This is a genomic window from Vibrio sp. 10N.222.55.B11 (assembly GCF_041473705.1).
Lineage (GTDB): Bacteria > Pseudomonadota > Gammaproteobacteria > Enterobacterales > Vibrionaceae > Vibrio > Vibrio crassostreae_C.
In genome coordinates this window covers 1-14,694 of the sequence record NZ_JBFRST010000010.1, presented here as the reverse complement: position 1 = coordinate 14,694, position 14,694 = coordinate 1, and the positions used below count along the sequence as shown (strand labels likewise).

At 45.7% G+C, this 14,694-nt stretch carries 8 protein-coding genes; 3 read left to right on the top strand and 5 right to left on the bottom strand.

Annotated features, from left to right (window positions below):
- Positions 1-112 precede the first annotated feature (112 nt).
- Positions 113-2,821, bottom strand: coding sequence for an HTH-type transcriptional regulator MalT (malT, locus tag AB4503_RS05425; RefSeq protein ID WP_372113886.1), 2,709 nt, complete (start codon positions 2,819-2,821; stop codon positions 113-115).
- A gap of 567 nt (positions 2,822-3,388) precedes the next feature.
- Between malT and AB4503_RS05420 the strand changes: the two genes are divergently transcribed.
- The 3 genes from AB4503_RS05420 to glgB all read left to right on the top strand — a co-directional run bounded on the left by AB4503_RS05420 (position 3,389) and on the right by glgB (position 10,563).
- Positions 3,389-5,842 (top strand): glycogen/starch/alpha-glucan phosphorylase, encoded by a 2,454-nt coding sequence (locus AB4503_RS05420; RefSeq protein WP_372113884.1) that lies wholly within the window; start codon positions 3,389-3,391, stop codon positions 5,840-5,842.
- A gap of 185 nt (positions 5,843-6,027) precedes the next feature.
- Positions 6,028-8,208 (top strand): 4-alpha-glucanotransferase, encoded by a 2,181-nt coding sequence (malQ, locus tag AB4503_RS05415; protein ID WP_372113882.1) that lies wholly within the window; start codon positions 6,028-6,030, stop codon positions 8,206-8,208.
- Positions 8,209-8,382: 174 nt separating this feature from the next.
- Positions 8,383-10,563 (top strand): 1,4-alpha-glucan branching protein GlgB, encoded by a 2,181-nt coding sequence (glgB, locus tag AB4503_RS05410; RefSeq protein ID WP_372113880.1) that lies wholly within the window; start codon positions 8,383-8,385, stop codon positions 10,561-10,563.
- Between the two features lie 98 nt (positions 10,564-10,661).
- On the opposite strand, the gene AB4503_RS05405 is transcribed toward glgB, so the two are convergent.
- The 4 genes from AB4503_RS05405 to AB4503_RS05390 all read right to left on the bottom strand — a co-directional run bounded on the left by AB4503_RS05405 (position 10,662) and on the right by AB4503_RS05390 (position 14,434).
- Positions 10,662-11,126: a TetR/AcrR family transcriptional regulator gene (locus AB4503_RS05405; protein WP_136973659.1), complete on the bottom strand. Its 465-nt coding sequence runs from the start codon at positions 11,124-11,126 to the stop codon at positions 10,662-10,664.
- A gap of 222 nt (positions 11,127-11,348) precedes the next feature.
- Positions 11,349-12,188, bottom strand: a complete 840-nt coding sequence (locus AB4503_RS05400; protein ID WP_102428531.1) for an energy-coupling factor transporter transmembrane protein EcfT — start codon at positions 12,186-12,188, stop codon at positions 11,349-11,351.
- Positions 12,185-13,879 (bottom strand): ABC transporter ATP-binding protein, encoded by a 1,695-nt coding sequence (locus AB4503_RS05395; RefSeq protein WP_017064242.1) that lies wholly within the window; start codon positions 13,877-13,879, stop codon positions 12,185-12,187. Before AB4503_RS05395 ends, AB4503_RS05400 begins: the two co-directional genes overlap by 4 nt.
- Positions 13,880-13,885: 6 nt before the next feature.
- Positions 13,886-14,434 (bottom strand): ECF-type riboflavin transporter substrate-binding protein, encoded by a 549-nt coding sequence (locus tag AB4503_RS05390; protein ID WP_017066579.1) that lies wholly within the window; start codon positions 14,432-14,434, stop codon positions 13,886-13,888.
- Positions 14,435-14,694 lie beyond the last annotated feature (260 nt).

Below are 14,694 nucleotides of genomic sequence, written 5' to 3'. Positions count from 1 at the left end.
AACTTCAGATGAAAAAAAGCCAGCCACCATAGGTGACTAGCTTAAACTTTTCTCGAATCTCGAATCTCGAATCTCGAATCTCGAATCTCGAATCTCGAATCTCGAATCCGTTTTAGTACCCCATCAACTGCAGCAAGTTCTCCGCTGTGCTGATTGCTTCTTTACGGTTAGCAATGTTGAGCTTTTGGTAAAGGTTACGGATGTGAGTCTTGATTGTGGTACCCGCTACATCGAGTTCTTGAGCGATCTGCTCATTACTGAATCCTGAGTAGATCAGACCAAGTACTTGCCATTCACGCTGGGTGAGTGGGCTAGTACGCACAAGCTCAGGAATGTTCGGGTGATTAACCAAGTTCTCAACAAAGTCTTCATCGAAGTGAACCGAGCGACTGCGTTGGGTCGCGGAAATATCTTTCATGATTTGTTGTGCGCGGTGACGTTCTAAATCACCTAAGCCTGGCCTGTTGCTCAACTTATCCAAGATATGCCCGATAGTCCCACCGTCTACCAAGAAGTTACCGACCATACCGGTTTGGTTAGTCATATGAAGCGCTTCTTCGAGTAGTATTCGTGCGCTGTCTTCATCGTTAATTTGTGTACGTAACACGGCTTCAACGATCAAGTTGCGGTTGGTGTCTGTAATCAGGTGCGAACGCTGGGCTTCACTCTTAAGGAAAGTCAGCGCTTCTTCTGCGTCTTCATACTGCTCAAGGATGATGTGAGCACGAACGATGTTTCGCCACTGAAGTTGGCAGAAGTGGTTACTTGCCGATTCAGGTCGAACAGCCACACTCAGCCAATCACGGATAGCTTCTTTATCGCCTTTTACTTGCCAGAACAGAATCAAAGAAAGAGAAGCATTTGCCGTCCAATCTACGTGGTAAGTCGATTGACGCAATAGGTGCTGAATCTGGTCGATAAATTTCGACGCTTTATCAATCTCACCACGGCTCAATGAAATACGAGCCAACATAGAATAGCTGTGCAGGTGTTTACTCGGAGAGTGGTGACCAAGGATATCTAAGCCTTTGTAGCAACACTCTTCCGCTTCATCTAGTCGGTTCCAACACCAGAAGATCTGAGCGCGAACACGCAGCAAGAATTCGTGCAGAGGTACGTATTGCAGCTGATGTTCTTCAATCAATTTGAATGCACTGTCTTGTAGCTCAAATGCAGCTTGAACATAACCTTGAGCAATCAAGATTTCGCTTTGTTGCAGAATCGCCCACAGGGCCTGATGGTAAACCTGATACTGACGTGCCAGTTTTTCTGTTTGTTGCATCATCGGTAGCGCACGGCTTAGGTTACCCATTACGTGATTCACTTCGCCTACAACCGAGGTTGCGACAATGCGGCTACGATAAACGGTGGTGTTCAACTGACTCAACGAAAGCTCAGCCAATTCCAATGCTTTCTCAGGCTCATTGCTGTTGATGGCAACTTGTGCGCGTAAGGCGTTGTATTGGCCTTGCTGCTGAGTATCGAGTTCAATGTTTCGAGCTTGATATTGAGTCTCAGCCTCTTCCAACAAAGTACCCACTTGGTCATAACGGTGCTGACTTTGTGCCAGCCAAGCGCGCAGCATTGATAGCTTCGGCTCACTGTATAGTTGATCCGTAGTCAGTTGCTTGATCGCCATCTCTAGTGACGACAGCTCACCTTGGTTGAACATCGGCCAACCGTGCTCAGTAAGGATTTGAATGATCAGTTCTGGATCTTCAGCGCGCTGTGCGTGACGTAGTGCTTGGTGCGGTGTGTTTTGCTTGATCCACGCTTTTGCAGCACTTCGATGCAGTTCTGCTTCTTGCTGAGGAATTCGAGCTTGGCGCTCATGTGCGAGGAATTCACCAAATAGATTGTGGAATCGGTACCAGTTTTTCTCGCCTTCAAGCGGGTAGATGAATAAGCCAAATCGGTTGAGTGATTCGATCATACCCAGTGCGTCTTCACGCTGTGTAAGTGCGCAGACTAATTCGTCATTGAAATGATCAAGTACTGAACACTGCATTAAGAACTGTCGGGTTTCTTTATCCAGTAGATCGAATACTTCTTCAACCAAGTAATCCCAAAGGTGGGCATGGTTAAAGTGAGAGAATGACTCTGCGGACTGTGCAAGAGTGCGTTTTTGGTGTTGTGCTTGTAGCGCGATAAGTTGTAGTGCAGAAGGCCAACCTTCTACATAACTACAAATGCTATCTGCCGTGGTGTCATCAATGCCGTCGGCTACGCGTTGGTTGAAAAAGCGTGTGGTTTCTTCGGTATCAAACGCCAACGAGTCATTACCTAATTCGATCATTAAGTCACGAACGCGCAGGTTGGCTGTACCAAGTGGTGGCGTACCACGACTGGTGACAACCAACGTTAGGTTATCGGGCATGTGTTTGAGGAAGAAGCGCATGGCTTCGTGGATGTCGTCATTGTTGACCAAGTGATAGTCATCCAACACCAGAAAGCACTCGTGATGGAATTCCGACATCTCGGCAAATACTTCACTTAATAAAGAATGCAGCGATGAAAACTGTCGCTTTTCTGCCAGTTTTTGGGCATTCGGACAGGCATTTTGAGTCGCTTTATTAAGTGATTGAAGTAGGTAGTTGATAAAGCGGAAGGCATCATTGTCGCTATCATCAATGCTGTACCAACCCACATTAGGTTTATCTACCAACCATTGTGCAGCCATGGTGGTTTTGCCGTAGCCCGCTGGAGAGCGGAACAACACAAGCTTATAGCAATCTGCATTGTGAAGCAGATCGAGAACCCTAGGTCGTAGGATTGCATTATGTAAGCGGCCGGGACGAGTCAGTTTCGAAGGGATCCACATATCGAAGTTTTACACCTATTCCGTGGCTATGTTCTGGAATATCCCAATCTATCGTTGAGTGCACTCCAATGACATGAGCCTAATTACTTAAGTCTTTACTCATATTACGTGAAGCCAAACGTTACCGACTACGATCCTCCTCAGAAACCTTGCACTCCTGCATGTTTTTGGGTGTCTACGCCCTTTATTTGAGACTTTGCTCACATTGCGGGTTGGTTTGTGAATGTGACTTCGTTCATCCCTACACGGGAATCAATGCAAAAGATGAGAGTTGGAAATTATTTTCGTGATCTGAAACTCAGATTTGGCAATGACTTTAAATGGGTTAAATAAAAGTCACATCAATTGAAGTTAAGTTATCGAACGGGAGCTTGTGATCTTAGTCACTCCAAGTTTTTGTTCGCAGTCAGAACATGAGAGTCAGATCACTAACCCTAAGTCGGTACGCCCCCTACGCCCTCCCATCTACTCCTAGTCAGTTGCATTAGCGGGAGGATGTTTAGTTTATGGTGACCATGCACGATATGTCACAGATGAATTAGAACTATTAAAAGCGAGATTTCTGAAATGAAACCAACTCAGCAAAAAACTTTCGATAAAGTGTCATTCCAAGAGAGTGTTAAGAAACATTTATCTGCAACCTACGCAACAACGATTGAAAACGCAGATAGCCGCGCATGGTACCTAGCAATGGGGCGTGCGCTAGCAGAACTCACAACATTTGATCTGTTAGAAACTGAAAATGACGAAAAAATTAAGAACGCGAAGAGCGTTAACTACCTATCACTTGAGTTTTTGATTGGCCGTCTAACAGGTAACAACCTGATCAGCATGGGTCTATACGAACAGATCACTCATGCAATGGAAGAGCTAGGTCAAAACCTAACTGACCTTCTAGAAGAAGAACGTGACCCATCACTAGGTAATGGTGGTCTTGGTCGTCTAGCTGCTTGTTTCATGGATTCTTGTGCCGCTCAAGAATACCCAACAGTAGGCTACGGTCTTCACTACGAATACGGTTTATTCAAGCAGTCTTTCCAAGACGGTCGCCAACAAGAAGCACCTGACGCATGGCGCGGTGTTGAAGGTTACCCATGGGAAGTGGCTCGTCCAGAACTAGCACAACACATTGGTTTTTACGGTCATGTAGAAGTTGAATTCATCGACGGTAAAGAAGTACGTACTTGGGTTCCAGGTATGGAAGTGAAAGCAATGCCTTGGGATCTACCTATCGTAGGTTACGAGTCAAACACGGTTTACCCATTGCGTCTTTGGGAATGTCAGGCAATTGCACCATTCTCACTAGCAAGCTTTAACAACGGTGACTACTTCGAAGCGCAACACTCGCTAATCGATGCAGGTAACATCACTAAAGTACTTTATCCGAACGACAACCACGAGAAAGGCAAGACTCTGCGCCTAATGCAGCAGTACTTCCACTCAGCAGCGTCTGTTCGCGATATTCTACGTCGTCACGAAGCAGCAGGTTTCTCTCTAGAAGATCTGCCTAAGCAAGAAACGATTCAGCTTAACGATACGCACCCAACGATTGCGATTCCTGAGCTAATGCGCATCTTGATTGACGAGAAAGGTCTATCTTGGGACCAAGCATGGGAAATCAGTGCTCATACGTTCGCATACACGAACCACACACTACTTCCTGAAGCACTAGAGACTTGGTCTGAATCACTGATCAACCGTCTTCTTCCACGTCACATGGAAATCATCTTTGAAATCAACCACCGCTTCATGCAAGAAGTTCGCAAGATGTGGCCTGGTGATGGTGAGAAGCAAGCGAAGCTTTCTATCATCCAAGAAGGTTTCCACCGTATGGTTCGCATGGCAAACCTATGTGTGATTGGTTCTTACAAAGTAAACGGTGTAGCTGCGCTTCACTCTCAACTGGTTAAGAAAGACTTGTTCCCTGAATTCAACGAAATCTTCCCAGGTAAACTGACTAACGTAACGAACGGCATCACGCCACGTCGTTGGTTGAAGTTCTGTAACCCAGGTCTATCTGCGCTAATCACGGGTAAGATCGGCACTGAATGGCCAGCAAAACTTGAGCAGCTAGAAGGCATTGCTAAGTTTGCAACAGACGCGAAATTCCAAAAAGAATTCATGGCTGTTAAGAAAGAAAACAAACAGCGCCTAGCTGATTGGGTTCAAGAGAACATGGGTATCGAGCTAGATACTAACGCTATCTTTGACGTTCAAATCAAACGTCTTCACGAATACAAGCGTCAGCACCTAGATTTGCTACACATTCTATCTCTGTACCACCGTATTCTTAACGAACCTAGTTTCGAGTGTGAGCCACGCGTATGTTTCTTCGCAGCGAAAGCAGCACCGGGTTACCACCTAGCGAAAGAGATCATCTTCGCGGTTAACAAGATTGCAGAGAAGATCAACAACGACCCTCGCATCGGTAACAAACTGAAAGTGGTATTCATTCCTGACTACCGTGTAAGCATGGCTGAAATCATCATCCCTGCAGCAGACGTTTCTCAGCAAATCTCACTAGCGGGTAAAGAAGCATCTGGTACGGGCAACATGAAGATGGCTCTAAACGGCGCGCTAACTATCGGTACGATGGATGGTGCAAACGTTGAGATTCGTGAAGAAGTGGGTGATGAAAACATCTACATCTTCGGCCTAGACGTTGATGGTGTTCAAGCTCTGAAAGCTCAAGGCTACAACCCATACGACTACTACAATGCAGACCCACTACTGAAAGCATCTCTAGACCTACTGACTGGCGATGAGTTCACTCCAGGTCAACCAGGCCTTCTACGTGCAACGTTTGATAGCCTGCTAGACGGTGGTGACCCTTACCTATGTCTTGCTGACTTCGCATCTTACGTGAAAGCGCACGAAGACATGGGCACGCAATACAAAGACCAAGCAGGTTGGGCTAAGAAAGCAATTCTTAACACAGCATTGGTTGGTAAGTTCACATCAGACCGCTCTATCCGCGACTACGTGAACAACATCTGGAAACTTGAAGCGGTTAACCGTTAATACTTCCAAAGTAGCCAAGGCAGTTTCTGCCTTGGCTCAATTAGCTTGTGAGCAAACGAAAGGCTTAAAGGTTTCGTTTATAAACAAGCTGCTTACAAACCGATTGTCACAAGCTAATTGATTAGTAAAAATTAAATTAACAACCCTACAAAATAGAAAGCGTCAGAACGTTTTCGGAGAGAGCGATGAAAGAACAGACCGTATTAAAACAAGTCGCAGAAATGGCAAACATTGCCGACAGTTACGTTAGTGCGTGGGGCGATGAAGCACAAGTATCAGACGAGACGATCACGTCTCTATTGGCTTCGTTGGGCTACGATACAAGCAGCGATGATGCACTGCTTAAGTCAGCAGAAAGAAAACACAAAAAAGATGTACTAGACCCAGTTCTTATCTTGCGTGACGGTGAGCCAGTAGAAGTGGCGCTTAATCTAGGTGTAAGTGCTCGTGAAAGTGAGTTCAGCTGGCGCTTAGAAACCGAGCAAGGAGAGGTACTTGAAGGCTATCTTCAATCTCAAGTCATTCGTGATGAGCGTGCCGAGGGTGGCCCTTTAGTGTTTGCATTGCCAAGTGATTTGGCATGGGGTTATCACAAGCTCATTGTGAGCCGTAAGCGCCGTAAGAAGCCTTACGAGATGACACTGATTATTACGCCAAAAGCGTGTTTCAAGCAGTCACCAATCGAGCAAGGCAAAAAGCTTTGGGGACCCAGTGTTCAACTTTATACCCTAAGAACTCAGCATAACTGGGGTATTGGTGATTTCGGTGACCTAAAACAGCTTGTTGCGGATATCGCTTCTCGTGGTGGTGACTTCGTTGGTCTAAACCCCATTCACTCATTGTTCCCTGCGAACCCTGAAGGTGCGAGCCCATATAGCCCATCTTCTCGTCGCTGGTTGAACATCTTATACATTGATGTGAGTTCAGTTCCTGAATTCGCATTAAGTGCTGAAGCACAACAAACAGTCGGCAGCGCAGAGTTCCAACAGCGTCTACAAAAAGCGCGTGAAGCACACTGGGTAAACTACACCGAAGTGTCTGATCTTAAGATGAGCATCTTGCCTCTGCTATTCGCAGAATTTAAGACTCGTCATCTAGACAAAAACAGCGACCGTGCACAAGCGTTCTTAGCCTTCGTAGAAGAGGGTGGCGATAGCCTGATGCATCAAGCGGCGTTTGATGCTCTACATGGTGAACTGCATGCAGAAGATTCTGGCATGTGGGGATGGCCGGTATTCCCTGAGAAGTACCGTACATTCGACAGCCCAGCGACACAGAAATACATCAAAGAGAACTTAGAAAACGTTCATCTGTACATGTACCTGCAATGGCTAGCAGATTGCCAGATCAACGATGCACAGTCTCTTGCAGAAGAGAAGGGCATGGCTGTTGGCCTGTACCGTGACTTAGCGGTAGGTGTTGCAGATTCAGGCAGCGAGACTTGGGCTGACGAAGGCAACCTAGTGATGGATGCGAGCATTGGTGCTCCACCTGATATTCTTGGTCCTTTGGGTCAGAACTGGGGTCTACCTCCGCTAAACCCAGAAGTGCTTCGAGAAACAAGCTACGACGCTTATATCAAGCTACTTCGTGCAAACATGAAGCATTGTGGTGCACTGCGTATTGACCACGTTTTAGGTCTACTGCGCTTGTGGTGGATTCCAAAGGGTGAGAACGCAACTAAGGGCGCGTACATCTACTACCCAGTACAAGATATGCTGTCTATTCTGGCGCTTGAATCTCACCGTTACCAATGTAGCGTTATCGGTGAAGATTTAGGAACGGTACCGGATGAGATTGTCGACATCCTTGCAGATGCTGGCGTGCACTCTTACAAAGTGTTCTTCTTCGAAACATCAGAAGATGACGGTGGTTTCATCTCACCAAAACACTACGCATCACAATCGATGGCGGCACTGTGTACTCACGATATGCCAACGCTTCGTGGGTTCTGGCACTGTGATGACCTGAAAATGGGCCAAGAGATTGGCTTATACCCAGATGCAGAACAATTAGAAACCTTGTTCGATGACCGCCTAGAGTGCAAGCAAGGTATCTTAGATTCAGTAGCATGGCATGGTTTCCTACCAGAAGGTGTGGGCCGCGATGCGAGCCAAGTACCGATGGACTCTTACCTTGCTGAGGCACTTCAACTGCACGTAGCGGCTGGTGGTTCAACACTACTGAGCGTTCAGCTAGAAGATTGGCTAGAGATGGACAAGCCAGTAAACATTCCTGGCACGGTTGATGAATACCCTAACTGGCGTCGTAAACTATCAATGAACTTGGACGAAATATTTGCTCACGAAGGCGTTAATCGTATCGCTTCTAAGCTGACTGACGTTCGAGAAAAAGCCGGTAAGTAATGACGTGAGTGACTTGAAATTAGGTGGTTTTTTGCTTACGCCGTACGAAACTACAACCTCGGTCACTCAATAATGAATGCTCATCTGGTAGAATAAACCGTCGTTATATTGCCCGCACTAATAGCGGGCATTTTTGTATTATGTTTTTTGGATGTTTGGTTAGGGAGAAACGTTTTGGAACTAAGTTCGATTTCAAAGCAAAAACAAATATATACCCAACTATCACAGGCTTGTTTCACAGACCCATTCGCGTTTTTAGGGCCATACCTACCTTCTGAGCAAGGTGCATTACGTGTGTGGATTCCTGGGGCAGATAAAGTCGAGTTGATTGTTGGAAAGGAACCTCGTATTGAGTTAGCGCGAGAGGGTGAAAGTGGTTTCATTCTTAAGCAAGAGAGAGACTTACGTTTTACTCACTATAAGCTTGCGGTTGATTGGGCTGGCGTAGAACAGATCATCGATGATCCTTACCAGTACCACGATCTGTACGCGAGTTATGAAGATCTTCATACACCGAAAGATATGTATCATCACATGGGGGCTCAGTTTATTACGCTAGAGCGTGATGGACAGACGATTTCAGGTACGCGTTTCTTGGTGTACGCACCGCATGCAACTGCGGTAAGCTTGGTGGGTAACTTCAACGCTTGGGATGGTCGCCGCCACCCAATGCAACGCCTAGATTACGGTATGTGGGGCTTATTCATTCCTGAACTGGAAGAAGGCGCTCAATACAAGTTTGAATTAAAAGGACCAAATGGCGAAGGCTTACCACACAAAGCTGACCCATGGGGTTTCTACTCTGAGCAATACCCATCGTTCTCATCTGTAACTTACGATCACGCTCGTTACCAGTGGCAAGATACTCAATGGCAAAATCGCCCGGTAACGCAAAAGCGCAAAGAAGCGCTTTCGTTCTATGAATTGCATGCAGGTTCTTGGAAGCGTAACGCTGAAGGTGAATTCTTAAATTATCGCGAGCTTGCGGCAGAGCTGATCCCATATCTAACGGAGCTTGGCTACACGCACGTTGAACTAATGCCAGTTTCAGAACATCCATTCTACGGTTCTTGGGGCTATCAGCCTGTAGGTCTATTTGCACCGACTAGCCGTTTTGGCTCTCCAGATGATTTCAAATACTTCGTCGATCAATGTCACCAAGCGGGTCTTGGCGTTGTTCTGGACTGGGTTCCTGCTCACTTCCCAAGTGATGATCACGGCCTAGCAAACTTCGATGGTACGCCATTGTTCCATGATCCAGATCCACGTCGTGGTTGGCATCAAGACTGGAACTCGTACATTTACGATTTAGGCAAAGAGCATGTTCGTCGTTTCTTGGTAGCAAACGCTCTTTACTGGTTCGAACAATTCCATATCGATGGCATCCGTGTTGATGCGGTTGCTTCGATGTTGTACCTCGACTATTCGCGTAGCCATGACCAATGGATCCCGAATGCGGATGGCGGCAACGAAAACTACGACGCTATCGCAACCCTTAAGTGGATGAACGAAGAAGTGTATAAACACTTCCCGAATGCGATGACGATTGCTGAAGAATCAACGGCTTTCCCTGGTGTTTCAGCACCGACTTTTATGGGCGGCTTAGGCTTTGGCTTTAAGTGGAACATGGGTTGGATGCACGACAGCTTGTCTTACATTCAAGAAGACCCAATCAACCGTAAATATCACCACGATACGATTACCTTCCCACTGGTTTACGCACACAGTGAGAATTATGTATTGTCTCTGTCTCACGATGAGGTGGTTTACGGTAAAGGTTCTATCCACAACAAGATGCCTGGTGATGAATGGCAGCAAACGGCAAACCTACGTGCTTATATGGGTTACATGTATGCGCAACCAGGTAAGAAGCTGAACTTCATGGGTGCAGAATTTGGTCAGACGGCTGAATGGAACCATGACGACCAGCTGCAATGGTTTTTGCTGGATTACGAGCGTCATCAAGGTGTTCAGCGTTTAACGAAAGACCTGAACAATCTGTACCGCTCTGAAGCTGCAATGCACGATCTTGATTTTGATCCGAAAGGCTTTGAATGGCGTCTACAGGACTCTGCTGAAGCGAGCATTCTTGCGCACGAGCGCATCAGTGAATCTGGTGAGCGAGTATTGATAGTGTCTAACTTTACGCCAGTGCCTCACGAGCATTTCCGCTTAGGTGTTCCTGCAAAAGGTGAATACGCATTGTTGTTGAATACAGACTCTGTCGACTATGCAGGCAGCGGTTTTGAAGTGAAGCAGACTGCTGAGATTGAATCTGTAGAGAGCGAAGGGCTAGACGCATCGATTGAGCTGCGTTTGCCGCCGTTATCGACCGTTTTTTACAAGCTAAATTAGGTCTATAAGTTGAGCAGGTCATCGCTGCTCACTTTTCTGAAAGTCTAAAAAAGGGAACCCTAGGGTTCCCTTTTTCTATTTCAGTAAGCCGGTTAGCGTTACTTGAAGTTGGTGAGATAGAACATTGAGCGTCCGACTACCATTTCAAGGATTCGAACTGAGTCGTTGCCTAAACTGTCCAACATCTTTTCACGAAATTCGCCGTTCGAGCTGAGGTTAAATTGCTCAGGGTTCTTTATTTGCGAAGCATGGAAAAACATCAATTTAATCACGTATCGAAACTGCTCATTATCTAGAGCGGCTTGCCAAGATTGGATAAAAAGCGCTTCCGATGAAAAGTCTAGACTGTCTATAACGATCGATAGCATGTGTTCGTGAAGTACTGAGCGAATAGCGCGGGTCGACGGATAATAGCCCTGAAGCGTCGTTAAACTAATGCCAATCTCTTGAGCAATCCTTGCATAAGTTAGTGCTTCATGTCCTTCAGCCAGAAAAAGGTTTAGTACGATCTCATCGTAGTTTTTTTGATTTTCTAGTTTCTGTACTTGAGTAATTCGAGCCATTACAAATCTCTATTGAGTGTAACATTCTGTAAACGAGTATATTAAGAGCTTATGAATTAAATCTCAAACTCCAAGGGTAAATAACTGGTCAATTTATCGTTAAATATAGTCAGTATTGTGTCATTGGTTCAATTATCAATCAGATTTGGCATAAACAAAAACACCGCCCTATTGAGCGGTGTGTTATTTAAAGTCTTTGTTTATCTATGCTAATTCAGATGACTAGAACGGATACCAAAATAACTGCGGCTCTAGAATGCGTTTCGCAATGGCTAACACCACGATAAAAGCGATGACACCTAAACAAACAAAGTCGATACGTTTCAAAGGTGCATAGCTATACCAAGTGCGAGCTTTGTGTCGGCCAAAACCTCGTAACGTCATTGCGTTAGAGATCTCGTCTGCTCGGTCCAAGCTAGAGAAAATGAGCGGGCCTAGAACCTTAGCCACATTTTTGATTCGAGTAATTAGAGGCGCTTTCTTTGAGAGCTCTACACCACGAGCCTGTTGAGCATGCATGATATTGATGAAGTCTTTCTTAACTTCTGGCAAGTAACGCAGTGTTAAGCTGACCGCATAGGCGATCTTGTAAGGAACACCGATACGGTTGAGGCTAGCTGCAAACTCAGTCGGATGCGTTGTGAAGACAAAAATCAACGCTATCGGGAACATGCTCATGTATTTGAGCGTCACAGTAACCAAGTAAAACAGAGTCTCTTGGCTCAACGAGTAGTTACCCGGCAATGTCAGCAATAAGGTTTTGCTGCCGATGAGCTCAGTACCTTGCTGTGGAGCCAGCAGATACATGAACAAAGCATTTAGGCTCAATACACTCGCCGTACCCAATAACAGAGGCTTATATACGCGTACAGGCACATTGGTCAGCTTTAGCAGGTATAAACCAGTCACAATAAGCAGTGCAATCAATCTTAGGTCGAACGTAGTTAAGACCACGGTTACCCAAGCTAAGAAGAGCGCAAATTTGGTGATGCCGTTAAGTGCATGAAGCGGTGATTTTGTATCAATGTAATTGATGCCGAATTTTACTTTTGATGCGTTCATTGAGCGCTTCTCTCGTAGTCGATGAAGTACTGCATAAACGCATTGGTGTCGTCGATTTTCATCATAGTCGCGAGTTCATAAATGCTGGTGGTACAAAGATTTGCACGTTCTAGAAGTGATGGCTGACTGAATACTTCCGTCATCGCGGCATTGGCAATCAGCTTGCTGTCAGCAATGACAATTGAGCGTGTGGTGTACTCTAGAACAAGGTGCATGTCGTGTGAAATGATCACGACGGTGATACCTAACTCGCGGTTAAGCTTTTGGATAAACGCCAGCATTGAGGTGTAGTTGCGGTAATCTTGACCCGCTGTTGGTTCATCCAAGATCAGAAGCTCTGGCTCCAATACTAAGATAGAAGCGATCGTTACGCGTTTTTTCTGACCGTAGCTTAGCGCTTCGATTGGCCAGTGGCGGAACTTGCTCAAGCCACACAGCTCAAGAACGTTTTCCACCTTCTCTTTGATTTCCTGCTCTGCAACCCCACGATTACGCAGACCGAATGCAACTTCATCAAAAATCATATGATGAGAGATCATATGATTTGGGTTCTGCATCACGACACCGACTTTCTGGCTTCTTTCAAAGATAGAAAGCTCAGATAGGTCTTCACCATTTAGATAGGAAGAGCCTGAATCGGCATCGATCACACCCATGATGAGTTTAGTGATGGTAGATTTGCCTGAACCGTTTTTGCCTAAGATTGAAACGAACTCACCCTTACCAATCTTAAAGCTGACATCTTCGAGAGCGTTCTTTTCACCATCGTAAGAGTAAGTCAGGCCGTGGACCTCAAGTAAAGGTTGGTACTGCTTCTCGGCAACTGGAGTCGGGCGCTCTGCAAACCAAGCCTGAACCGCAGGGCGGAATCTTTTGTAATCGAGAGCTTTGAGGTTTGATAGCTTATCTTCACTGGTCAAAGGTGCTTTCGCTGCCTTCAGAGCAGATAAATAAAGTGGTTCACGAATACCGTGTGTTTCAAGCAGTTCAGAAGCTAAGATTTCATCGGGTGTCATGTCCGCGACAATTTCACCGCGCTCCATCAAGATCACTCGATCGATATCGCGATGTAGTACATCTTCAAGGCGATGCTCGATGATGACTATAGTCTTGTTGGTTTCTTTATGAAGTTGGTCGATGATTTCGATAGTCGCTTTACCCGTTTTCGGGTCAAGGCTAGCCAAAGGTTCATCAAACAACAGGATGTCAACGTCATCAACTAAGATGCCCGCTAATGACACGCGTTGTTTCTGGCCGCCGGATAAATCATGTGGCGAGCGATCAAGCATATCTGCTAAGTCGACCATTTTTGCTGTCGACTTAACCAGAGGGTACATATCAATGTTCGACACTAACTGATTTTCCAGTGCGAATGCGATGTCTTCGCCAATACTCAAACCGACAAATTGGCTATCAGTATCTTGTAATACTGTGCCAACCTGCTCGGTATAGTCGTGCATAGAAAAATCAGAAATGTTCTTACCGTTGATCTCTAGAGAGCCAGTCACCTCACCTTTGATAGCATGAGGAATCAGACCGTTAAGGCATTGACCTAGGGTAGATTTACCACTACCGCTTGGTCCAATAATGACGATTTTCTCTCCTTTCTCTATCCTTAGATTGATATTTTTTAGCGTCGGTTTATCCAGCGACTCATATCTAAAAGAGAAGTTCGAAAATGCTATAGTCATTATCGCTTATGCCTCAGTCAGGTTACGGCTTTGTTTGTTGCGTTTAGCGACTGATTTTAGGATCAGTAAGCCAACAACAGCGATCAGAACGGTGTTACCCGCAGCAATGATAGAGAGTTGAGTGAAGACTTTAGTAAACGGTTCTGCATAAAGGATGGTATCTAGGAATGCAGAGCAGCCGTAACCAACCACATTACCGGCAAGGGCAAGTACCACAAACAGCGCGAAGTCCTTCATAGGCAACTCACCTTGCTGAAGGCGGTTCTTGGTCAACATCGGGAATAAGCCGATAACCATGCCTACGATACCTGAGCCTAAAACCCAAGTTAACCACACACCCCAGCCTGCGAACAGATCCGTTACCCAGTGACCGATAAAGCCAACTAAGAAGCCAACAATAGGGCCGAACAAAACAGAAAACAGTGCTAGAACTGCCATTGCTGGTTTCAATGTCGTGTTAGCAAACACTGGGACACCAAACATAGGTAAACCACCAATGCCGTACAGTGCCGCGCCAATGGCGATAACGACCACTGTTTTAGCTGAAAAGTTCATAGATAACCTCGAATACTGAAAGATAAAGCATGATAAAGAACGAATATTCGCCATTAGTAATATGCGTCTCAATGAGAACATTTTTTGGGCAAATATAAAAAATAAGGCGCGCATTATACAGTAGAACCCTTCCATAAGGGAAGATAAGTGTCTAGATGTCTAAAATTCCACCTTAGTAGGCTAATGTGGCGTAAAAAGCACAACTTTATGGTTAATCAAGCAACAAAAAAGCCAGAACAGATGAACTGACCCCCAATAGT

Coding starts and splice junctions, on each gene's coding strand:
- malT (WP_372113886.1), bottom strand. CDS start 2,821: ATGTGGATCCCTTCGAAACTGACTCGTCCCGGCCGCTTACATAATGCA.
- AB4503_RS05420 (WP_372113884.1), top strand. CDS start 3,389: ATGAAACCAACTCAGCAAAAAACTTTCGATAAAGTGTCATTCCAAGAG.
- malQ (WP_372113882.1), top strand. CDS start 6,028: ATGAAAGAACAGACCGTATTAAAACAAGTCGCAGAAATGGCAAACATT.
- AB4503_RS05405 (WP_136973659.1), bottom strand. CDS start 11,126: ATGGCTCGAATTACTCAAGTACAGAAACTAGAAAATCAAAAAAACTAC.
- AB4503_RS05400 (WP_102428531.1), bottom strand. CDS start 12,188: ATGAACGCATCAAAAGTAAAATTCGGCATCAATTACATTGATACAAAA.
- AB4503_RS05395 (WP_017064242.1), bottom strand. CDS start 13,879: ATGACTATAGCATTTTCGAACTTCTCTTTTAGATATGAGTCGCTGGAT.
- AB4503_RS05390 (WP_017066579.1), bottom strand. CDS start 14,434: ATGAACTTTTCAGCTAAAACAGTGGTCGTTATCGCCATTGGCGCGGCA.